Annotated in this window: 21 protein-coding genes; 13 read left to right on the forward strand and 8 right to left on the reverse strand. The window is 50.8% G+C overall.

All coding sequences use genetic code 11. The features are described from left to right. Window positions 1-3 precede the first annotated feature (3 nt). The 5 genes from JC793_RS08480 to pabB form a co-directional block, all read right to left on the reverse strand. The gene (locus JC793_RS08480) at window positions 4-801 is read right to left on the reverse strand and encodes a PTS mannose/fructose/sorbose transporter subunit IIC (protein ID WP_046892283.1); all 798 of its coding nucleotides are present in this window, start codon (window positions 799-801) and stop codon (window positions 4-6) included. 63 nt (window positions 802-864) lie between these two features. Further along, a complete protein-coding gene (gene manX, locus JC793_RS08485; RefSeq protein ID WP_218428156.1) occupies window positions 865-1,848 on the reverse strand; it encodes a PTS mannose transporter subunit IIAB in 984 nt (327 codons plus the stop codon). 482 nt (window positions 1,849-2,330) lie between these two features. Continuing rightward, the gene (locus JC793_RS08490) at window positions 2,331-3,695 is read right to left on the reverse strand and encodes an L-serine ammonia-lyase (protein WP_107679806.1); all 1,365 of its coding nucleotides are present in this window, start codon (window positions 3,693-3,695) and stop codon (window positions 2,331-2,333) included. Window positions 3,696-3,885: 190 nt separating this feature from the next. Next, window positions 3,886-4,452: a CoA pyrophosphatase gene (locus JC793_RS08495; protein WP_218428158.1), complete on the reverse strand. Its 567-nt coding sequence runs from the start codon at window positions 4,450-4,452 to the stop codon at window positions 3,886-3,888. Further along, window positions 4,439-5,827, reverse strand: a complete 1,389-nt coding sequence (pabB, locus tag JC793_RS08500) for an aminodeoxychorismate synthase component 1 (protein WP_218428379.1) — start codon at window positions 5,825-5,827, stop codon at window positions 4,439-4,441. The genes JC793_RS08495 and pabB overlap by 14 nt, the downstream gene beginning before the upstream one ends. Window positions 5,828-5,951: 124 nt before the next feature. Here pabB and JC793_RS08505 point away from each other — a divergent pair, with 124 nt between their 5' ends. After that, window positions 5,952-6,143, forward strand: coding sequence for a YoaH family protein (locus JC793_RS08505; RefSeq protein ID WP_046892279.1), 192 nt, complete (start codon window positions 5,952-5,954; stop codon window positions 6,141-6,143). Window positions 6,144-6,286: 143 nt separating this feature from the next. Further along, complete coding sequence (gene yebF / locus JC793_RS08510) at window positions 6,287-6,670, forward strand: protein YebF (RefSeq protein WP_218428160.1); 384 nt, start codon at window positions 6,287-6,289, stop codon at window positions 6,668-6,670. 216 nt (window positions 6,671-6,886) lie between these two features. Here the strand turns inward: yebF and JC793_RS08515 are convergent, their stop codons facing one another. After that, the gene (locus JC793_RS08515) at window positions 6,887-7,120 is read right to left on the reverse strand and encodes a DNA polymerase III subunit theta (RefSeq protein WP_025154120.1); all 234 of its coding nucleotides are present in this window, start codon (window positions 7,118-7,120) and stop codon (window positions 6,887-6,889) included. 237 nt (window positions 7,121-7,357) lie between these two features. Between JC793_RS08515 and ftnA the strand changes: the two genes are divergently transcribed. The 9 genes from ftnA to JC793_RS08560 all read left to right on the forward strand — a co-directional run bounded on the left by ftnA (window position 7,358) and on the right by JC793_RS08560 (window position 14,754). Beyond that, a complete protein-coding gene (gene ftnA, locus JC793_RS08520) occupies window positions 7,358-7,864 on the forward strand; it encodes a non-heme ferritin (protein WP_107679807.1) in 507 nt (168 codons plus the stop codon). Between the two features lie 191 nt (window positions 7,865-8,055). Further along, window positions 8,056-8,439, forward strand: coding sequence for a copper homeostasis periplasmic binding protein CopC (gene copC / locus JC793_RS08525; RefSeq protein WP_218428161.1), 384 nt, complete (start codon window positions 8,056-8,058; stop codon window positions 8,437-8,439). A gap of 7 nt (window positions 8,440-8,446) precedes the next feature. Then, window positions 8,447-9,346 carry a copper homeostasis membrane protein CopD gene (gene copD, locus JC793_RS08530; RefSeq protein WP_218428163.1) on the forward strand — a complete coding sequence of 300 codons (900 nt, stop codon included), beginning with the start codon at window positions 8,447-8,449 and terminating at the stop codon, window positions 9,344-9,346. A 34-nt stretch (window positions 9,347-9,380) separates the two neighbouring features. Beyond that, the gene (locus JC793_RS08535) at window positions 9,381-9,716 is read left to right on the forward strand and encodes a YebY family protein (protein WP_218428381.1); all 336 of its coding nucleotides are present in this window, start codon (window positions 9,381-9,383) and stop codon (window positions 9,714-9,716) included. A gap of 379 nt (window positions 9,717-10,095) precedes the next feature. Further along, window positions 10,096-10,593 (forward strand): GAF domain-containing protein, encoded by a 498-nt coding sequence (locus JC793_RS08540; RefSeq protein ID WP_046892274.1) that lies wholly within the window; start codon window positions 10,096-10,098, stop codon window positions 10,591-10,593. A gap of 95 nt (window positions 10,594-10,688) precedes the next feature. Continuing rightward, window positions 10,689-11,381, forward strand: a complete 693-nt coding sequence (proQ, locus tag JC793_RS08545) for an RNA chaperone ProQ (protein WP_052927446.1) — start codon at window positions 10,689-10,691, stop codon at window positions 11,379-11,381. Window positions 11,382-11,399: 18 nt separating this feature from the next. Then, window positions 11,400-13,445 carry a carboxy terminal-processing peptidase gene (gene prc, locus JC793_RS08550; RefSeq protein ID WP_107679811.1) on the forward strand — a complete coding sequence of 682 codons (2,046 nt, stop codon included), beginning with the start codon at window positions 11,400-11,402 and terminating at the stop codon, window positions 13,443-13,445. 443 nt (window positions 13,446-13,888) lie between these two features. Continuing rightward, window positions 13,889-14,404, forward strand: coding sequence for a methylated-DNA--[protein]-cysteine S-methyltransferase (locus JC793_RS08555; protein ID WP_166707668.1), 516 nt, complete (start codon window positions 13,889-13,891; stop codon window positions 14,402-14,404). After that, window positions 14,401-14,754, forward strand: a complete 354-nt coding sequence (locus tag JC793_RS08560; RefSeq protein ID WP_107679813.1) for a DUF488 domain-containing protein — start codon at window positions 14,401-14,403, stop codon at window positions 14,752-14,754. The genes JC793_RS08555 and JC793_RS08560 overlap by 4 nt, the downstream gene beginning before the upstream one ends. A gap of 156 nt (window positions 14,755-14,910) precedes the next feature. Here JC793_RS08560 and hemB read toward each other — a convergent pair whose 3' ends face one another. Continuing rightward, entirely contained in the window at window positions 14,911-15,885 is a 975-nt protein-coding gene (hemB, locus tag JC793_RS08565) for a porphobilinogen synthase (protein ID WP_046892269.1), read from the reverse strand. A 741-nt stretch (window positions 15,886-16,626) separates the two neighbouring features. Between hemB and JC793_RS08570 the strand changes: the two genes are divergently transcribed. Both JC793_RS08570 and JC793_RS08575 read left to right on the forward strand, forming a co-directional pair. Next, entirely contained in the window at window positions 16,627-19,293 is a 2,667-nt protein-coding gene (locus tag JC793_RS08570; RefSeq protein WP_218428164.1) for a DUF2339 domain-containing protein, read from the forward strand. Next, entirely contained in the window at window positions 19,290-20,738 is a 1,449-nt protein-coding gene (locus JC793_RS08575; RefSeq protein ID WP_218428166.1) for a DUF3999 domain-containing protein, read from the forward strand. Before JC793_RS08570 ends, JC793_RS08575 begins: the two co-directional genes overlap by 4 nt. Before the next feature lie 186 nt (window positions 20,739-20,924). On the opposite strand, the gene JC793_RS08580 is transcribed toward JC793_RS08575, so the two are convergent. Further along, entirely contained in the window at window positions 20,925-21,146 is a 222-nt protein-coding gene (locus tag JC793_RS08580) for a DUF2594 family protein (protein ID WP_046892266.1), read from the reverse strand. Between the last annotated feature and the right edge of the window lie 110 nt (window positions 21,147-21,256).

Genomic DNA, 21,256 nt, shown 5'->3' on the forward strand with positions numbered 1-21,256 from the left:
TTCTTAGTCTAACTCGTTATCCAGGTCGTTTTTGCTGCCGGCAGCGACAACGACTTCCGATTTGTTGTATTTCGGACTGAGCTGGATATACAGCACAGCCATAACCGCACCGATAACACCCAGCGCAACCAGGTTGAAATCAGTAAATGCCGCGGTAACGAAACCCAGATAGAAGAATGGCATCAGGTAGCCGGCACGCATCATGTTGATAACCATCGCGTAACCGACCACAACAATCATGCCGCCTGCGATATTCAGACCGTTGGTGACCCAGTCCGGAATCGAGTCAAGCATTTCACGGACAACATCAGTACCGACAGACACGGCCACAATGACAGCCGGGATAGCGATACGCATTGCCTGTAACAGCAGGGCACTGACGTGGATCATCCCCAGAGCGGTGAGATTCCCCTTATCCGCCGCACGGTCACCCATGTGCTGGAAGGCAACGGTAATGGTACGGACAATAATGGTCAGCACCTGACCGGCTGCCGCCAGCGGAATCGCCAGCGCGATACCGGCACCGATGTTCTGACCCCCGGCGATAACCAGGATGGTGGAAATGATGGATGCCAGCGCCGCATCCGGTGCCACAGCCGCACCGATGTTCATCCAGCCGAGCGCGATCATTTCCAGCGTACCGCCGATCATGATCCCGGTTTTCATATCACCCAGTACGATCCCCATCAGCGTACAGGCGACCAGAGGGCGGTGGAACTGGAATTCATCGAGGATTGACCCCATACCCGCGACACAGGCAACGATGAAGACCAGGACGATTTGTACAACGGAAAGTTCCATTGTGTTTCTCCTTTAACCAGTCATTTTGCAAACAACAAATTTTGTATTGAGTAATGGGTCAAATTAACTTTCAGCTTTGCTGATTAAATCCATCATTTTTATTTTTGAATCGGTGGAGACTTTACGGACTTCCAGCTCGATGTTGCGGTCATTCAGTGCTTTAAATGCCTCAATATCTTTCTCATCGATGGAAACCGCATTGTTAACCTGTTTTTTACCTTCGTGGAAAGCCATCCCGCCGATATTAACCGATTTGATCTCCACGCCGTCTTCCACCAGGCGCAGAACATCGGCCGGGTTGGTAAACAGGAGCATACAGCGGTCATTGGCGTATTTCGGGTTATTCCAGACACGGACCATTTTGGCGACATCCACCACGTGCGCAGTAACACCCGGAGGCGCGACCTGCTTGAGCAGTGTTGAGCGGACCGTATCGTTGGCGACATCGTCACTGACAACAATAATACGTTTGACGTTGGTTTCCTTGGTCCAGCGGGTGGCGACCTGGCCGTGGATCAGACGGTCATCGATACGGGCGAGGGCGATGGTCATGTGTCCGCCCGGGCCTGCCGGTGCCGCCGGCTGTGCGGCCGGTTTTGGTGCAGGTGCCGCTTTCGGTGCCGGTTCTTCCTGTGCTTTCAGGGCGCGGATACCTTCGCGGCCGGTTTCCAGTGCGACCGCAACCAGTTCCTGTAATGACGGATTGTCATCGCGGCACATAAAGGTTTCGACCAGCATCGGTACGTTGACGCCTGTGACTATCTCATAATTACTGTTGCCGCCTGCGGCCTGGTCCTGCTCGGTTACGATGCGGTTTGCTGCGTTGAACGGGCTGCCGCCCCAGGTATCAACGAGGAATAAAACCCCGTCAGCGGTTGATAAACCGGGCAGCTTTTCATTGTACTTCGCATATAGTGTGTCGGCATTTTCCCCCGGTACGAAATCGATGAAGGAGACGTTCTCCTGTTCACCGATCAGCATTTCAGTCGTGCGCAGTAACTGCTCAGCGGCTTTGCCGTGGGTGCCAATCATAATGGCTATACTCACCTCTGTTCCCCCTTAACATCAGACAGGATGGTTCTTGTGTATTACACAGAATCTTTTATGGGTCAGGAAAAAAACCGTAAGACTCCGGTGTAAAGATAGTCTCAGGCCCGTGATACCGCTAATTATTTACGTTTAAGCAGCGGTAATTAATTTCGGGGCACTAATTAAATGACAGAGTAACATTCTATGGATGTAAAAAAACTTGCTTTCCGTCAGAAAACAACAAAACAGAAACATTAAACACTTAATTATAGTTAATTATTGTGTTGAAAGAGTTATTTCTCAGAGTGATGGGTTGTGAATGAGGCATTTATCAGAGTGTTGTGTTGATGGGTTTCACATATTGTTAGCATTTCTGCCTGAAAACAGGGTGTTTGATTGAAAAACAACCGGTGCTGATGCGCTTCAGGTAAAAAATATCCCTGCAATGTTGCAGGGATATTAATGTTACCGAATTATGTTTTGAGACTTAATTCACAAAATCAGTCACACTGAACCTTGATTGCAAGACCGCCGCGTGATGTTTCACGGTATTTGGCGTTCATGTCTTTCCCGGTTTCATACATAGTTTCGATGACTTTATCGAGAGAAACACGCGGTGCGCTGGTACGGCGCATAGCCATACGGGCGGCGTTGATCGCTTTCACGGAGGCAATGGCGTTACGTTCGATACATGGCACCTGAACCTGGCCGGCAACCGGGTCACAGGTTAAGCCCAGGTTGTGTTCCATGCCGATTTCAGCTGCGACACAAACCTGTTCCGCACTGCCGCCGAGGATTTCAGTCAGACCGGCCGCTGCCATGGAGCAGGCTACGCCGACTTCGCCCTGGCAACCGACTTCCGCACCGGAGATAGATGCGTTCATCTTGTACAGAATACCGACCGCGCCGCAGGCGAGGAAGTAGCGGAGGTAGGTTTCCGGCGTGACTTTCTCGATGCAGTGATCATAATACGCCAGCACGGCAGGTACGATCCCGCAGGCACCGTTTGTCGGTGCGGTGACCACACGGCCGCCCGCGGCGTTTTCTTCGTTGACGGCCAGTGCAAACATGTTAACCAGATCAACCACGTTCATCGGGTCTTTGGACAGATTACCGGCTGAGTTGATCAGGCGGTTCAGCGCGGCGGCGCGGCGCGGTACACGCAGCGGCCCCGGCAGAATACCTTCGGTTTCCAGACCGTGGGCGATACAGTCAGTCATGGTTTTGTAGACATCGGCGAAATACGCGTCGATCTCTTCACGGCTGTGCATATCCAGCTCATTTTTCAGCATCAGAGAGGAAACTGAAAGCCCGGTCTGATGACAGTGATTGAGCAGCTCTTCAGCTGACGCATACGGGTAGGAAACCGGTGTTTCATTGGCGTTATCCTGACCGAAATGCTCTGCATCGACGATAAACCCGCCGCCGATGGAGTAATAGGTTTTGGTGTACAGTTCTTCATCACCGGCAAATGCAGTGATGCTCATACCGTTTTCGTGCAGCGGCAGGTTACCGGTGTGGAAATTCATGCCGCCTTCACGCGGGAAATCCACGGTCTGCTGACCATTGGCCAGTGACAGACGCTCAGTCTCTTCCACATTGCGGATAAAACCGGCAATACCATCGATATCAACGGTTGCCGGTAAGTTCCCGGCCAGACCCATAATGATGGCGATATCGGTGTGGTGACCTTTCCCGGTTAAGGAGAGTGATCCGTAGACATCAACAGAAACGCGGGTCACACGGGAAATCAGACCTTTTTCAACCAACTCATCAGCAAACTGCTTCCCGGCTTTCATCGGCCCTACGGTATGGGAGCTGGAAGGACCAATACCCACTTTAAACATGTCAAAAACGCTAATCACGTCAGACTCCTTAAAAAACAATGTAATAGTGATTTATCGTAAAGCGCGTTACTTTACTGTTATTTGCTCACACGGATAAAGTAGTTTATCGCATTTTTCACTGCGTAACAGCGCTTTCGGATAAAAATCGGGCATACCTGATGAAAAAAAACAGGGGGAAATAGGGCAGAAGTGTGAAATCGGTTACAAATCAATCATTTTTCACTTGCGTTGCGAGACGATATAAAATACCGGCTGTTAATCCCCAAATCATCCGTCCTTCATACAGGTAAAAATAGAGGCGGCGCTCTACGGTATTACGGGCCATATCAATGTAGCGGTAACGGCTCAGATCAAGAGCGGCATCAAGCGGCAGTTCAAAGATATCCGCCACTTCCTGCGGGTTACCCGACAGCGGCAGTGATGACGGAATAATCCCGACCACCGGCGTCACCCGGAAACCTGTCACACTGTCCACTGGTGCCATTTGTCCCAGCACCTTCACAGACTGCGGCGGAATACCGACTTCCTCGCGTGCCTCACGCAATGCCGTAGCGATGGGGGAGATTTCACCGGGATCCGCCGCGCCGCCCGGCAGGGCAATCTGACCCGGATGGGAACGCATCGACGCGGCCCGCTGTGTCAGCAGAATGCCGGGCCGCTCTTTATTGGTAATGGGCAGTAACACCGCCGCCCGGCGATCACGCTCACCGGCAATTTCCGCTTCAGAGGGGCGGGTTAACTGAAACCGCGGAATAAAGCGTTCAAGCGGACTCATTTTTTCTCTCCGGCAGCACCGTCAGGATGCGGCCCAGTTTATCAAACGTTTCCTGGTATTCGTCTGCGGCACGGCTGTCGGCGACAATTCCGCCACCTGCACGGCAATACAGGTGGTTGTTTTCTGCAATCAGTGTTCTGATCGCGATATTGGTGTCCATGGTGCCGCAGGCGCTGATATAACCGATAGCGCCGCAGTAGGCGTGGCGGCGGACAGGCTCGAGTTCTTCAATGATTTCCATCGCGCGGATTTTCGGCGCGCCGGTAATGGAACCGCCGGGAAAACAGGCCCGCAATAAATGTGCCGCCCGGCATGCCGCAGGTAATTGTGCGGTAATGGTACTGACCAGATGCCAGACCGCAGGGAACGGCTCAACAGCAAACAGCGATGGTACACTGACCGAACCCGGAAGTGCCACCCGGCCGATATCATTGCGCATCAGATCAACAATCATTAGGTTTTCCGAGCGATCTTTTTCTGACGCGGCCAGTGCCTGTTTTTCTGCCTCGTCAGCCTGCGGATCAGCCAGATGACGGGGACGGGTACCTTTGATAGGACGGGTTTCGGCGGTGCCGTCTTTCAGCCACAGGAAGCGTTCCGGCGACACAGATAGCACAGCGGCATCCGGCAGGCGGAGAAATGCGGAAAACGGCGCTTTGTTTTCGTCATTCAGCCGCAGAAAAGCCTGCCATTCATCCCCCTCATACGGGGCGGTAAATCCCTGCGATAAATTGACCTGATAACAGTCACCGGCCTGTAAATAGTCATGAATACGGGCAATACTGGCGTGATATTCCGTTTCGGTCATATCGGACTGCCAGTCACCGGTCAGGGCGAAAGGCACGGTTTCCGGTGTGGTCTGGTTTTCCAGCCAGTGCAGACGTGCGGCGGGATCAGTATAAGTGATTAATGTGGCGCAGCGGCGCTGGTGGTCAACAATCACCGCCCAGTCATAAATACCGACGGCCATGTCCGGGACAGAGAGCTCATTGCGTGCCAGCGACGGCAGGGATTCAGTCCGTCGTCCGAGATCATATCCCCACAATCCCATGGCACCGCCCGCAAACGGATAATCATCGTGCGGCAGCGGATTCAGCCCGCACTGTACCAGTGCAGTATCCAGTAACTGAAACGGGTCCTCATTTTGACGGACACACCGGCCCCGGCTATCTTCAGTTAAGGTTTCATCCCCCCGGGTGGTCAGGGTCATCAGGGGATCGGCGGTCAGAATATCAAAGCGGTTATGCTGATGTTGTGCACTGCCGGAGTGCAGCAGCATGGCCCAAGGCTGATGTGACAGCGGGGCAAACAGGCTCAGGGCAAGACCGGGCTGGTATTCGAGCGGTGTCAGTACAGGTACGGAATGTGATGTCATCATTAAATTTGTCAGTAATCTGTGTCCGGAAACTGCCGGTTATTTTATCGGAAAACAGGCGGATGCGTACCGCCATCATTATGAGTATAATGTGTTTTTTACTGAAATGTTATAGAAGGTGATTATGTTTACCGGAATGCCCGCGTTAAGTCATGAAGAACAGCAGGCCGCTGTTGAGCGTATCCATACCCTGATGCAGGAAGGAATGAGCAGTGGTGAGGCCATCGCACAGGTTGCGGCAGAGTTACGCGAACGGCATCACGGCGGTGAGCAGATCCGCGCGATGTTTGATGAGGAAGATGACGACAGCGAATAACAGAAACAAATATTTAACAAGTGTCACAATTTCCTGATAATAAATATGTTAGTTTGTATCAATAAGCATTAAGTAAAATTTGATTAAGCGCTATTGTATAAAAATGACATTTAGTCTCTTTCGGGATTAAAACAGGAGGTTTTATGAAAGCAATGAATCTGTTCACCCGTACCGGATTGGCAGGTGCAGGTATTCTGCTGGCATTTACCGTCAGCGCACAGGCGCCGGCGACAGCAGAAGTCAAAAATGAGCGTATGGTGACGTTCCCGTCGTGCGAATCGCTGAACAAAGATCAGATAGCGGCACAGGTGAAATATGATTTTGTGCAGAGCCGTTACCCGCGCTGGCAGGATGATAAAGCGCTGCTGGGCAGCAAGCCGGTTGCCTGGGTGAATGTGGCGGAAGTGACTGAGAAAGACGGTAATTACAGCGTGCCGCTGGTAGTGCGCGGCTCGAAAAAGCAGGTCAGCTATACCGTTGATATCAATTGTGCGGCAAAAACCATGACTTACGGTCTGCCGCAGTAATGACACTGACGGTTAAACCGTAAAAAGGCGTGCAACTGCACGCCTTAATATTGCAGACAAAGCAGGATAAAACGCGGTTTTTCCTGCTTTGTGTTATCAGCCGAAAATCAATAAATTGATTTTCCTGATTTATTTTTACAATATTTGTCGGTCGTCGCCAACCCCTGCGGGTTTGTCGACGGCCTGAAGGCGTGCTCAGGCACGCCTTTATTATATTCAGCGTTTGGCGTTCGGCTCATACGGCAGGCGGGATAATCCGGCACTGCGCTGACGGTAAAACACCAGACGTTCGGCAAAATAGGCACGCAGGGATTCCGGCAGTGTCTGCTGCACCTGCTCGGCGATCACCGGCATATTATAGCGCTCTTTAAAGGCGACACCGGATGCGGCTAAGTCCGCATTGATTTTATCCATCTCTTCCTGACTGAGTTCGGCAAGATTATAACCCACGATATGCTCCTGTAACGGCTGACGGCCTTAACTTAACTGAGCTTCCGCCGGACTGCAAGCCCGGATTAAAGCGTATTCAGTTTGCCAGTAAAGAGAATGCGATTAATTCTGATTATCTTTACAAAATCATTTTGTTTTCAATATGTTGTGAAGTTATTAAATAGCACTTTTCTTCCCGGCAGGAGTGTGCATAATGACCGCAGATGATGAAATAAACTATTACTCAGGAGCCTGTATATGTTAAAGACGGATATGGTCAAACAACTGAATGCCCAGCTGAATCTTGAATTCTATTCCTCGAATTTATATCTGCAGATGAGCGCATGGTGTGCTGATAAAGGTTACGAGGGTGCTGCCGCATTTTTAAAAGCGCATGCCGCGGAAGAAATGGAACATATGCAGCGCCTGTTTAATTATCTCAGCGATACCGGCGCGATGCCGCTGCTGGGAGCCATCGATGCACCACCGACTGAATTCGGTTCAGTGAGTGAAGTTTTCACTCTGACGCTGGAGCATGAAAAATTAATTACTGATGAAATTAATAAACTGGTACATGCTGCGCTGACCTCACAGGATTACTCCACCTTTAACTTCCTGCAATGGTATGTGGCTGAACAACACGAAGAAGAAAAACTGTTCAAATCTGTACTGGATAAATTTGCGATGGTGGGTGACAGCGGTAAATCGATGTTCCTGCTGGATAAAGATCTGGGTCGCATGGCGAGCGAGCCTTCAGCAAGCTGATTATTGCTGACAGCATTATTATTTATAATATAACCACACAATTATCATAATGTACTGATATTTGTGTGGTTTTTATTTGTGTTACCGATCACAAAAAACACTCTCCGGCCTGTGAAGGTTTCCGCAATACCCCTGGTTGCGCTAGTATGTCCCGCATAATTACATCACCTGCAAAAATGAGGCATACCATTATGTTAACTAACCTGACGGCGCACTGGCGCAAATTATCTGCTGTTGTTGTTTTATTCGTTGGTTTATCCGGCCAGCAGGCTTTCGCGCATGCGCATGTCAAAACGCTGGTACCGGCGGCTGATACCGCAGTGACCGGATCGCCTGAACATATCTCACTGGACTTCTCCGAAGGTATTGAACTTAAATTCAGTAAAATCAGTGTGAAAGATGCACAGAATAAGAGTGTGGCAGCCGGAAAACCGGAACTGGCGGAAGGGAATGATACCCGTCTGATCCTCCCGCTGACGGAAACGCTGCCTGCCGGTGTCTATCATGTCGAATGGAAAGTGGTTTCTGTTGACGGACATAAAACCAACGGTGCCTATCAGTTTACGGTGAAATAAGCCGGTTATGGAACTGACACCGGAAGCGCTGCTGATTATCTGCCGCTTCATTCATTTTACGGCCGTGATGCTCCTTGCGGGCTGCGGCCTGTTCTCTGTCCTGCTCTCCGGTGACCGGGTGGCGCTGCTGCTGCGGGTCAGGCTTCGTTACACTGCGCGCTGTGCAGCGGTGCTCGCGGCTCTGACAACCGTTCTCTGGCTGCTGTTACAGGCAGCACTGATGGGGGATGGCTGGGCAGATATGCGGGACCCGGACATTATATCCGCCGTACTGTCGACATCTTTCGGGGAGATCTGGCGCTGGCAACTGGTGCTTGCGGTGGTTCTCTGCGGCGGACTGCTTCTGCCGGCCGGCAGAGCACAAAGTTCGCTGTTCCTGGTGTGTGCGGCTGTGATGCTGGCGCTGCATGCGTTTACCGGCCACGGTATGCTGTACAGCGGCTGGGCGGGGCGGTTATATCAGCTTAATCAGGTTGTTCATCTTCTCAGTGCTGCTTACTGGTTCGGCGGATTATGGCCGTTCCTGGTCTGTCTGCTGATCCTGCTCCGGCGGGACACGCTTGCCGAGGGGCTGCCAAAGGACGTTACCGCGACACTGATCCGTTTTTCAAACCTGGGTCACCTTGCTGTCTTCCTGGTACTGGCAACCGGCCTTATCAGCACTCTGATGCTGCTGCCGGACTGGCCGCAGTGGAGCGGCAGTGATTATCAGGCACTGTTGTGGCTGAAAACCGGGCTGGTACTGACGATGGTCCTGCTGGCGGTAATCAACCGTTATGCGGTAGTACCGAAAATCGCACAATCAGGCCGCTTCCGCCTGTTGATGATTAACAGCTGGATTGAGATAATTCTCGGCACACTGGCCATTTTAATGGTGGCGATTTTTGCAACTTATCAGCCTGCGTAACTCTCCGGCGGGCTGACAACCGGGACATACGATGATGAAAGCTCTGGCATTAATTCCTCTTTTACTGGCGGGAGCGGCACAGGCTGCGCCGCTGAAAACCATCAGCAAATTCCAGTTTGGTGAGAAATGGCCGTTTACCCGTGAGGAAGTGATGCTCAACTGCCGGGACGGAAATGCACTGTGGGTGATTAATCCGTCCACACTGATGTCATACCCGCTGAATGATGTGGCGGCACAACAGGCGAAAGAGCAGAAAATAAAAGTGACTGATCTCTCAGTTATTACATTAAAACAACCCGGAAACCCGGAAAAAGAGATGGATCTGACCCCGGTGAAAGAGGCTGCCGGTGCGCTGTGTGGTGATAAATAACACATATTAATTATGAAATTTAACGATTAATATTCGGTTATTAATTAACCAACTGAAATATAAGCCATTTAAATCAGATATATGTTAACGATTTGATAAATAAATATTTTGCATATGTAACCAAACCGACTAATCTTAATCATGTAGGTTGTACGATATTTTCAATGGCAATTTTAGCGCACGGCTCGCTACGAGCCTTTTTCCCTGGACCGGATAGAGGACTTTATCCGGTCTCTTTTTTATTCCCGCCGTTTTTTCTCTCCTTATTCCCGGAAAATGTGAAAGGATTTGTAATTATTCCTATAGGGCTGCCTTGTTATTTGATATAAATTAAACATTACTTTAACCGGATATTTAACCCGTAACTGTAGTGTGACACATGAACAAACTCGCGTTTTATCAGGATTTAACCCGCCGTTTAACATCGCTCATCAGTGATGAGAAGGATGTCATCGCAACACTGTCCAATGTCAGTGCTGTCCTGTTTGATGAACTGGAACAGATAAACTGGGCCGGATTCTATCTTCTCCAGGGTGATACCCTTGTGCTGGGACCGTTTCAGGGCAAAGTCGCCTGTGTCCGTATTCCTGCGGGGCGGGGTGTCTGCGGAACGGCGGTTGCGCAGGGACGGGTCATCCGTGTGGATGATGTGCATGATTTCGCCGGACATATTGCCTGTGATTCGGCCAGTAACTCAGAAATCGTGTTGCCGCTTATCGTAAATGGTCAGATTATCGGCGTGCTGGATATCGACAGCCCGATTTTTAATCGTTTTGATAATAATGATGAAATTGGTCTCAAAGCCTTGAATGACGCGCTCTGCGCACATCTTGCAACGTGCTTTATGCCGAAATATCGTGAAATGATCGCAAGTTAGGCCTCCGGGAGCATAGCATTTGTCTGCAACACTATTATAATGACGCCTGTTCATGCCTGCTGGTTGGCAAAGCACCGTTGTAATCAGGAAAATTCATGGAAAATCAACCCAAGTTGAATAGCAGTAAAGAAATTATTTCATTTTTGGCTCAGCGCTTCCCGCAATGTTTTGTGGCAGAAGGCGAAGCCCGTCCGCTGAAAATCGGCATCTTCCGCGATATCGTCAGTCGTATCACTGAAGAAGATGGTATCAGTAAAACACAGTTACGTACCGCACTGCGGATGTACACCTCGAGCTGGCGCTACCTGTACGGCGTTAAAGAAGGGGCTAAACGTGTTGATCTGGATGGTAACGATTGCGGCGATCTGGAAGCGGAACATGTTGAACATGCCCGTACCCAGTTAACGGAAGCTAAAGCCAGAGTCCAGGCACAGCGCGCGCAGAAACGTGAGCAGGAAGGCGGGAAAAAACCACGTCAGGCAGATAAAGCTGCCGCTGACTCCCGCAGCAGCCGTACGGACAAGCCTAAAGCGCCGCGTACCGGCAAAGCTCAGTCGCCAAAATCCGCTGACGCACCACGTAAACCACGTGCACCCCGTCCCGAATCTCAGTCTGAACTGACACCAATTACTGATATTCAGGCACTGAAGGTTGGACAGCAACTGAAAGTGACAGTCGGTTCCGGCGTTATGGATGCGCAGGTTCTCGAGATCACCAAAGACGGTGTACGTGTTCAGCTGCCTTCAGGGTTGGCAATGATCGTGCGTGCGGAACACTTAAAATTCTGATACGGAGTCAACCGAGGCATGAACAAATTTTTACCCCTGGCGTTGCTCATCGGATTCAGTTTAACCGGCAATACGATGGCAAAAACCGGCACCACTGCGCTGCCGGATGTCAAAATCAGCCAGTTACCGGATACTCAGCAGGCACCGGAGCACTCCACGGTCAGTGAGCGTGTGACATCCCGGTTTCTGCACTCCCATTACCGCCAGTTTCAGCTGGACCCGGAATTTTCAGCGAAAATCCTGGAACGCTATCTGAATCTGCTGGATTACAGCCATAACGTCTTTTTAGCGTCTGATGTGGCGAAATTCAGCAAAAATAAAGCAGATGTCGGCAACTATCTCCGCAAAGGGGAGTTACAGCCGTTATATGATCTGTTTAATCTGTCACAGAAACGCCGTTTCGAGCGCTTTCAGTATGCGCTGAACCGTCTGAAACAGCCGATGAATTTTGACGGCGATGATGTCATTGATGTGGACCGCAGCAAAGCACCGTGGCCGCAGACAGAAGCCGAGCTGGACAAACTGTGGGATGCCAAAGTCAAATATGACTGGCTGACCCTGAAACTGTCCGGCAAAGATGACAACGAAATCAAAGAAACCCTCACCAAGCGCTATACCTATGCCCTTAAGCGTCTGACTCAGACCAAAAGTGAGGATGTCTTTCAGCTGATCATGACCGCGTTTGCCCGCGAGATCGATCCGCACACCAGTTATCTCTCCCCGCGCAATACCGAGCAGTTTAACTCTGAAATGAGCCTGTCTCTGGAAGGCATCGGTGCCGTGCTGCGGATGGATGATGATTATACGGTGATTAATTCACTGGTCGCCGGTGGTCCTGCGCTGAAGAGCAAAGAACTGGCGGTCGGGGATAAAATTCTGGCTGTCGGCCAGACCGGAAAGCCGATGGTGGATGTGGTCGGCTGGCGTCTGGATGACGTGGTATCGCAGATCAAAGGCGCCAAAGGCAGTAAAGTTCGCCTCGAAGTGCTGGGTGATACCAAAGGTGCCAAACCGCGTATTGTCACCCTGACCCGTGAGCAGATCCGCCTGGAAGACAGAGCGGTGAAAATGACCATCAAACAGGTCGGCGACCAGAAAGTCGCGGTGCTCAATATTCCGGGTTTCTATGTGGGTCTGACCAATGACACCAAAACTCAGCTGCAGAAACTGGCGAAAGAGAAAGTGGATGCGGTGATTATCGACCTGCGCGGTAACGGCGGTGGTGCACTGACTGAAGCGGTGGATCTGTCCGGTCTGTTTATCACCAGTGGTCCGGTGGTGCAGGTGCGGGATAATAACGGCCGTGTCCGTGAAGATGCTGACAGCGATGATGTCATTTACTACAAAGGTCCGCTGGTGGTGATGGTTGACCGCCTGAGTGCTTCCGCGTCTGAGATTTTTGCGGCAGCGATGCAGGATTACGGCCGTGCACTGATTGTCGGTGAGCCGACCTTCGGTAAAGGAACTGTGCAGCAGCACCGTCCGGTCAGCCGGATTTACGATCAGATGCTGCGCCCGGAATGGCCGGATTTAGGTTCTGTGCAATATACCATCCAGAAATTCTACCGTATCAACGGCGGCAGTACCCAGCGTAAAGGGGTAACCCCGGATATCATTATGCCGACCGGCTTTGATAACGACGATATCGGTGAAAGTTTTGAGGATAATGCACTGCCGTGGGACAGCATTGCCCCGGCGGAGTATTCACAGACTGATATTATCCGTAAAGCGGTACCTGAACTGGCACAGAAATATCAGGAACGTTCAAAAGCCGATCCGGAATTCGGATATATTTATGAAGATCTGACCCGGTTTAAGGCGAATAAACCAACACAGTATATTATCTCTCTGAATTACGCGAAGCGTGATAAAGAAGATAAAGAACTGGAAGGGATCAGACTGAAACGGATTAATGAACGTTATGCCCGTGAAGGTAAGAAACCGCTGGCGAATCTGGAGGCACTGCCGAAAGATTACGAAGGACCGGATGCGTATCTTGATGAAACCGTTAAGATTGCCGCTGACCTGGCCAAAGTGCCTGATATCGCAAAAAGCGCACAATAAACCGTTAGTTGCGGAATAACATAAATAAAAAAATCGACAGCATTTGAGCTGTCGATTTTTTTTGTGCCGCATAAATAACAGCGGCACCGGCAATTTGTCGCGTCTTAATTAAAAGAAGTGCGGTACAGAAATTGTCATAACTGCAGTGGTAATACGATCGAAAGTTGTTTTTGTGGATTTAATTAATTTAGCCATAACAATTCCTCCATTATTTCTGAAAATAATGTTCAATACTCAGGTGAACGTGTTTATCTGTTAATCTAAAATGGTACAGTCAATGTGCTGTATCGTTGGGGTGTACTTTACTCATTAGTGTGAGTTCAATCAAGTTTTCACTAAAAAGAAGTTGAGCATAATAAAATCAATTTTAACTCAAAAAACAGACAGTTTCGTAAAGAAAACAGTACACCTTATAACGGTACGCGAAAAACAAAGGAACTCTGATGATATATCGTACACAAATCAGCACAGTATTGGGTGATATGTCGGCAGCAGCAACGGAGCAGGGTATCTGTTTTCTGGAATTTACTGAGGACAACCGTCGCGAAGATACCTTGCAGCTGGTTTCGTCCAGGCTGAAAATGGCGGTGAAAGACGGAAGTCATCCTCATCTGACACTGCTGGATACACAATTGCAGGGCTATTTTGCCGGTAAACTGACGGAATTTACGGTTCCGCTGGTGCTGCCGGGAACGCCTTTTCAGCAAAAAGTCTGGGATGCTTTACTGTCCGTGCCGTTTGGCTGTACGGTTACTTACAGTATGCTGGCTGAGTCGTTATCCTGCCCGCGTGCTGTCCGGGCTGTCGGACGGGCAAACGGCATGAATCCGGTTTCAGTGCTGGTGCCGTGTCACCGTGTTACCGGCAAAAATGGTGAACTGACCGGCTATGCCGGAGGAATTGAACGCAAAGCCTGGTTACTGAGTCATGAAAAACAGATTAAAGGAGCTGCAATATGATTTTCTGCAAACGGGTTTATGATGAGGTCGCGGAAAGTGACGGTTACCGTGTGCTGGTTGACCGGCTGTGGCCGCGCGGCATTAAAAAAACCGATCTGAATTATGATGAATGGAATAAGGATGTTGCGCCGGATACCGATTTACGCAAGTGGTTCCACGCTAACAGCGATCAGTTTTCTGAGTTTGAACGGCGTTACCGCGAAGAACTGGACAGCAGACCGCAGGGATGGCAACCGCTGCTGGACAGAGCCGCGCAGGGTAATCTGACACTGCTGTTTGCGGCAAAAGATAAAGAGCACAATCAGGCGAAAGTGCTGAAAGCGTATCTGGAAGAAAAAAATAAGAAGTGAGGTCTGTAAGTCCGGAGTTTACGCCTGCCGGCAACGGGCAAAACGAAAAGTCGCTGTAAACACATCCGTGTGCGCTCAGGCGCGTCATCCGTGACGCGCATGCTTTTCGTTGACCTGCCCGTTACCACAGGCTAATCAGCATAAGCTTTTACACAATCAGCTCAGGATCTTATTCTCTGCCAGACTCAGGGCAAAATAACTGAAGATTAAATCAGCTCCGGCGCGCTTGATTGAGCCCAGCGTTTCCAGTGCCACGCGGGTTTCATCAATTGCACCGGCCTGTGCGGCCAGTTTGATCATCGCATATTCACCGCTCACCTGATAGGCGGCCAGCGGCAGGTTTGAACGCTCGCGTACATCACGCAGAATATCCAGGTAAGCGCCGGCCGGTTTCACCATCAGCATATCGGCACCTTCCTGCTCATCAATCAGTGATTCACGGATGGCTTCACGGCGGTTCATCGGGTCCATCTGATAGGTTTTGCGATCACCTTTCAGGCAGGAGCCGGCTGCATCACGGAACGGGCCGTAAAGGGCAGAGGCAAATTTGGTGGAGTAGGAGACAATCCCGGTCTGATGGAACCCGGCGGCATCCAGAGCCAGACGGATCGCCCGTACCTGGCCGTCCTGAGCAGCAGAAGGGGCGATAAAATCAGCACCCGCCTGCGCGGCAATCACCGCCTGCAACCCGAGATTATGCAGTGTTTCGTCGTTGTCCACCACGCCGTCATGGACCACGCCGCAGTGCCCGTGGCTGGTGTATTCACAGAAACAGGTGTCGGACATCACGACCATTTCAGGTACCGTCTCTTTACAGATACGGGACATACGGGCAACCAGCCCGTCTTCCGCCCAGGCATCGCTGCCGGTCGCATCCAGATGATGAGATACGCCGAACGTCATAACGGATTTGATACCGGCTTTGGCGATCCGCTCGATTTCATAAGCAAGACGTTTTTCCGGAATGCGCATAACGCCCGGCATACTGTCGATGGCTTTATAGTCATCGGCACCTTCCTCGACAAAAATCGGTAACGCGAGATCATTGAGGCTTAATGAGGTTTCCCGGAACAGATCACGCATCTGCGGGGTCTGACGAATTCTTCTGAGACGCTGGATGTCATGTTGCATAACGACAGTTGCTCCTTATTTCATAAAAAATAATGCGGTCAGTATAAACCTTTCGGTGCAGGATGGGGTACAGCGCAGAAAAAAATAAGGCTCCGCAGAGGGAGCCTGAAACGATGTGCGTTTATCTTCAGAATATAATACGGGCGATTTTATTGAGCTCTGAGATAAAACGTCTGATATTTTTTATTGCAGGTAACATAATTGCGTTCTTGTTTATTGCGTTCTCACAATTCGATGACATAACTGTAGCACTTTGTTGATGAGAGTCAACCTTTGTCACAAATTAAATTTAACATTTCAACTAAATTTGATTTGGAGCGATAAGACTCGAAAATGCTGACCGGCATTATCCGAATTCAGAGACGGTTCCGGTAAAATGCGACCACACAGAAGGACGCAGTGACATTATCTAACTCTTTTAAGAAACGGGCTAAAAATCGCATAATGAGTGTCCTTATATTGTTGTGATCAGTATCTCAAAATTGCCTCTTTTTGTGATAACAGTCAATATTTAAAATCCGAAAAAATGATTTTCAGTTAAAACATATACGAAACCGGGGTACCTGCCGCTATTAGTGGTGTTTTAACAACGCATTAACGGGATAAAACAGCATTTTATGGTATTTGTCAGCTATCCGTATTTATTCGCCGGATTTTTAGCAGCATAACAGGCAGTATGTGAGATAACGGAAATTAAAAATTGTCTACACTGTAAGTTAAAGACTGAAAAACAGGATAAACATGGATTCATTACTCTTCTGGGGTTTTGTGCTGGTGGCGCTCATTGTGGTGACGCCGTTTATTGCTGTTGCGGCGCTGAGGCGCACAACGCAGCTGAGAATGCAGGTCAGTATTCTGACAGAGGAAACGGAATCACTGCGCAGGGAGCTGGATGCACTGACCGGTGGTCAGCCGGTGGTAAATACTGACGTTCAGTCTGCTGAGTTGTCTGACGTTGTCACGGTGATGCCGGAACCGGTTGTATACGATGAACCGGAACCTGATCCTGAACCTGTTATTATACCATTACCGGCCGGTACTGCGGATACGGCGCGGAAAAGCCCGGCAGCCGGTATTATTGAATGGCTGCTTAATGGTAATCTCCCGGCTAAAACCGGTATTCTGCTGCTGTTTATCGGTCTCTCATATCTGCTGAAATTCAGTATCGAAAATAATATCCTGACACCGGAAGTCCGCCTGATTGGCTCGGCAATTTTGTCCGTGACGCTCTTTGTTGTCGGCTGGTGTGTCCGCCATAAAAACCGGCTGTACAGCCTGATAGTTCAGGGCGGCAGCCTCGGTGCGTTTTATATCACGATATTTGCCGCTTATAAGCTCTACCAGTTCCTGCCGCTGACGTTTGCACTGGCGCTGATGGTCATTATCTGTCTGGCGTCTGTTTTCTTTGCCGTGATACAAAACGCGGTCAGCCTGGCCGTTCTGGCGGTGATCGGCGGTTACGCGGCTCCGGTGCTGCTCTCCACCGGCAGTGGTAACTATATCGCGCTGTTCTCTTATTATCTGATGCTTTCCGTCTCGATTCTGGTGATGAACTACTGGCAGGGCTGGCGGGTTCTGAATATTGTCGGTTTCACCTTTACGTTTGTGGTCGGTGTGCTTTGGGGCGTGGAAAATTACCGTCCGGAATTTTATCTGAGCTGCCAGATCTTTATTATTCTGAACCTGGTGATCTACGGGCTGATGACCCAGCAGTATGCCCGCCATCATGTCCTGACTGACAACGGACGAAAACAGCTGATGGTGGATTCGGTGCTGCTGTTCGCACCGCCGGTACTGGCGTTTTCACTGCAATATGCCATTACAGAACCGTTTTATCTCGGTACGGCAATCTCGTCGCTTGCTTTCGGGCTGCTCTATCTGCTGCTGACGGTGGTCAGCCTGCGCCGTTTCCGGGCGGACGGGCAGCGTCTGTCTCTCGGGTTCCTGCTGCTCAGTATCGGTTTTATCTCACTGGCGGTGCCGATGGCGTTGTCACCACAATGGACGTCAATGGCGTGGACGATTGAGGGGCTGGCGATCCTGTGGTTTGCCTGTCTGCAAAAACAGCGGATTGTCGGCTGGAGTGCCACCGGACTGGTGCTGCTCGGGTTTGCCTCTCTGCTCTACAGCATGGACTTCATATACTGGTCAGAACAAACGACCTGGATGTATATCTTCCAGTGGGGCGGGCTGCTGGTTGCCGGGGCGCTTCATCACCATTTCCGCCTGATGCCGCGCAGCAAACTGATTTCCGGGCTGCTGATTATCCCTGCAATGATTACCTGGCTCTCCTGGCTGTGGATTCTGCCGTGGTTATCACCGGCGGGGGAATTACTGTCCGGTGAGGAGTATGTGCTGACCGGGCTTGTGATCTCCGTCTGGAGCTGGTTCTTCCTGGCCCGGAAAGTACAGTGGACTCAATTGTATTACTGCATCAGCGCGCTGTGGATAGTGAGTCTGCTGATGCTGTGCGGTTATATTTCTGCCGGGATACATCCGGCCGGGTCACTGTACGGCGGCTTTATCTGGCTGCTGGTCATCAGTACGATGATTGCATTGATCCGGCTGCTGCCGGAACAGGCACCACGGGTTGTCAGCAATCTGATGCACGGTGCAACACTCTGGACACTGATCGGCCTGCTGATCACTGAAGTCTTGTGGGCGGAAGCACAATTGCCGTGGGGCATGGAAGAGTGGGCTTACTTTATTGCGATGCTGGCAGTATGCGGCGTATTTTTCGTGCTGTATGCCATGCAGCGCCTGCGGTGGCCGCCGCTGGATAATCACGGTGCGTTGTACTGGCAAAGCGTGTATCCGCTGGCCGTTCTGCTGGGGATGGGATTATTTGCCGGAAATATGCAGGATGGTCAGTTATCACTCTGGCAATATGTCCCGCTGCTGAATCCGCTGGATGAAGCCGGATTGTTCGGTCTTGCCGCCCTGTGGTGTCTGCGCGATGCCGTGATGCGAACCACACCGAAAGTCCGTTTCCGGACTGATGTGGTCCGCGTGCTTGGTATTATTACCGCCGGGCTGGCTGTCTGGTGGGCGAACGGGATTCTGATCCGTGCTCTGGCCTTTGCGGACGGAACCGCATGGACAACCGCGGCACTGTTACAGTCCCGTCTGATCCAGACCACACTGGCGATTGTCTGGGCACTGACGGCGGTGATCCTGATGACAACCGCCACCCGGCGGCATAAACGCCATTTGTGGGTCGCGGGCGCGGTTATCTTTGCTGTGGTGATCCTCAAACTCTTTGTGGTTGATATGAACCAGAGCAGCGGGCTTGCCAGAGCCGGTGCATTTATCGGGGTGGCACTTCTGATTCTGGTTGTGGGCTATTTCTCGCCGTTACCGCCGAAGACAGGCACTGATATGCAGAATAATAAGGAAAATAACGGATGATCACAGGTAAAAAGACAGCATTTCGCCGCAAATGGCATACCGGAACGGTGCTCCTGGCGGCGGTACTGGCATCAGTGACAATGCTTTCCCGCGCGGAAACCGGGGCTAAAACACTGAATGACTTTAACCAGGGGGCGGAGTTACAGCCGGGAACGGAGAATTCACCATTTTACCGGCTGACAGTACCGGATAATGTCTGGCTGAACAGTGTATGGCCGGATCTGCGGGATATCCGTATCTTTGACAGCACCGGAACACCGGTGCCGATGTCACTGACGGCGGCAAAGCAGATAAAAGATGAAAGTGCACGTATCCGCTTCGTTATTTATCCGTTGTCACAAAGCCGTGCGGAAGAGCAGGACGGCAACCGTAAAATCCGTCTGAAAGCGGATAACGGCACAGAACTGACCATCTACAATGATAATGCGGACAGCCTGGTGCGGCCGGCAACCGAAACCTATCTGCTGGTGCCGGATAATAAACAGCAGCTCCCGCTGCCGCTGCGCGAAATCACACTGAACTGGCCGCAGCAGACCGGTAATATGCAGGCCAGAGCATCATTGTTCAGCAGCGATGACAAACAGAACTGGTCTCCGGTGATCCGCGATGTGCCGCTGATGGATCTGAAATCCGGCGATGACACACTGCTGGCACAGCAGATAAAAATCCCGGACTATATCCGCGGTGATGAAAGCAGGGCGAAATACTGGCTGCTTTCCGTGACCGGGGATAACAATCAGGCACCACCGCAGATCACAACAGCGGAAGGAACGGGGTCGCGGACAGTGGAACGCCGGGAGGTTAACCGCTTCGGCTTTACGCCGAAAGCAGACACCGATGGCAGTATGATTTACAGTCTGCCGAATACGCAGAATCTCAGCCGCCTGGATTTTCATATCGACCAGGAAAATACGGTTCTGCCGGTGCGGATCGAATACCGGAGCGGTACAGCGGGGAACTGGCTGCCGCTGGATAACAAAGTGCTTTATTCACTGGTATCGGATGACACAGAAAACCGGAACAGCAGCATCCGGATGAATGATCTGCCGGTCCGTCAGGTGCGGCTGACGGCGATTAACAGCAGCTGGCGCGATAGCCCGCCGCAGGTTACCGGGGTGAAATACGCACAATATCTGACCTTTAACGCCCAGGGCTCTGCGCCGTATCTGCTGGTATGGGGGGCTCATGATGCCGGAGCGGCGTTTTTACCGCTGGCACAGCTGCTGCCGGGTAATTATCTGAATAATCAGGATGCGATTCCGCGGGCGGATGTATCAGAAAAGGTGGTTACGCTGGGCGGCGAAGCGAAGTTACTGCCGGCACCGGAAGCGGCACCGCCGTTTGCCTGGAAAACCTGGCTGTTGTGGGGAATTCTGGTAGCCGGGGTGGCTGTACTCGGGATATTTGCTGTCCGTCTGCTGAAAGAAGTGAAACCGGATAAGTAATAACAGAACAGTATAAAAAAAGTCCGCACGTTGTATAACAGAATGGTATAACAGCGTGCGGACAGAAACGAAAATAAAAAAGAAAGGGTATTTAGTACAGGAACATTATCCTGACACAAACAACTCATCCTCTCTTTAGCGATTCGTTGCATTATTCCCGGACAGCATTAATTGCCAGGCCGGAAATTATTTCCGGTACTCTGTTTTAATCTGAGCAATGGTATCTTTAAATGTACCGGCCAGATGTTCATCATCAATTTCACTGATCTGACGTTCCATATTGACGATAATACGGCCGGCATCCGCCTGACCCACCGCCTTCAGTAAATATGTCACCAGTGCCTTTAAGCAGGTCACTTCCGCAGCCAGTTTTTCAGTATCGTTTTCTGTTTTAAATGCGTTATTCATGGTTAACCTCAACCGTTATATTTATCGTTCCCGGATATTTCAGCCGCAAAGAATACCAGATCTGCCCGTCACTGCTCTACTTTCTTTTTTAGTTTCCTACTATGCTGATA

The sequence above is a fragment of the Morganella morganii genome, from assembly GCF_019242955.1.
In the GTDB taxonomy this organism is placed as follows: domain Bacteria; phylum Pseudomonadota; class Gammaproteobacteria; order Enterobacterales; family Enterobacteriaceae; genus Morganella; species Morganella sibonii.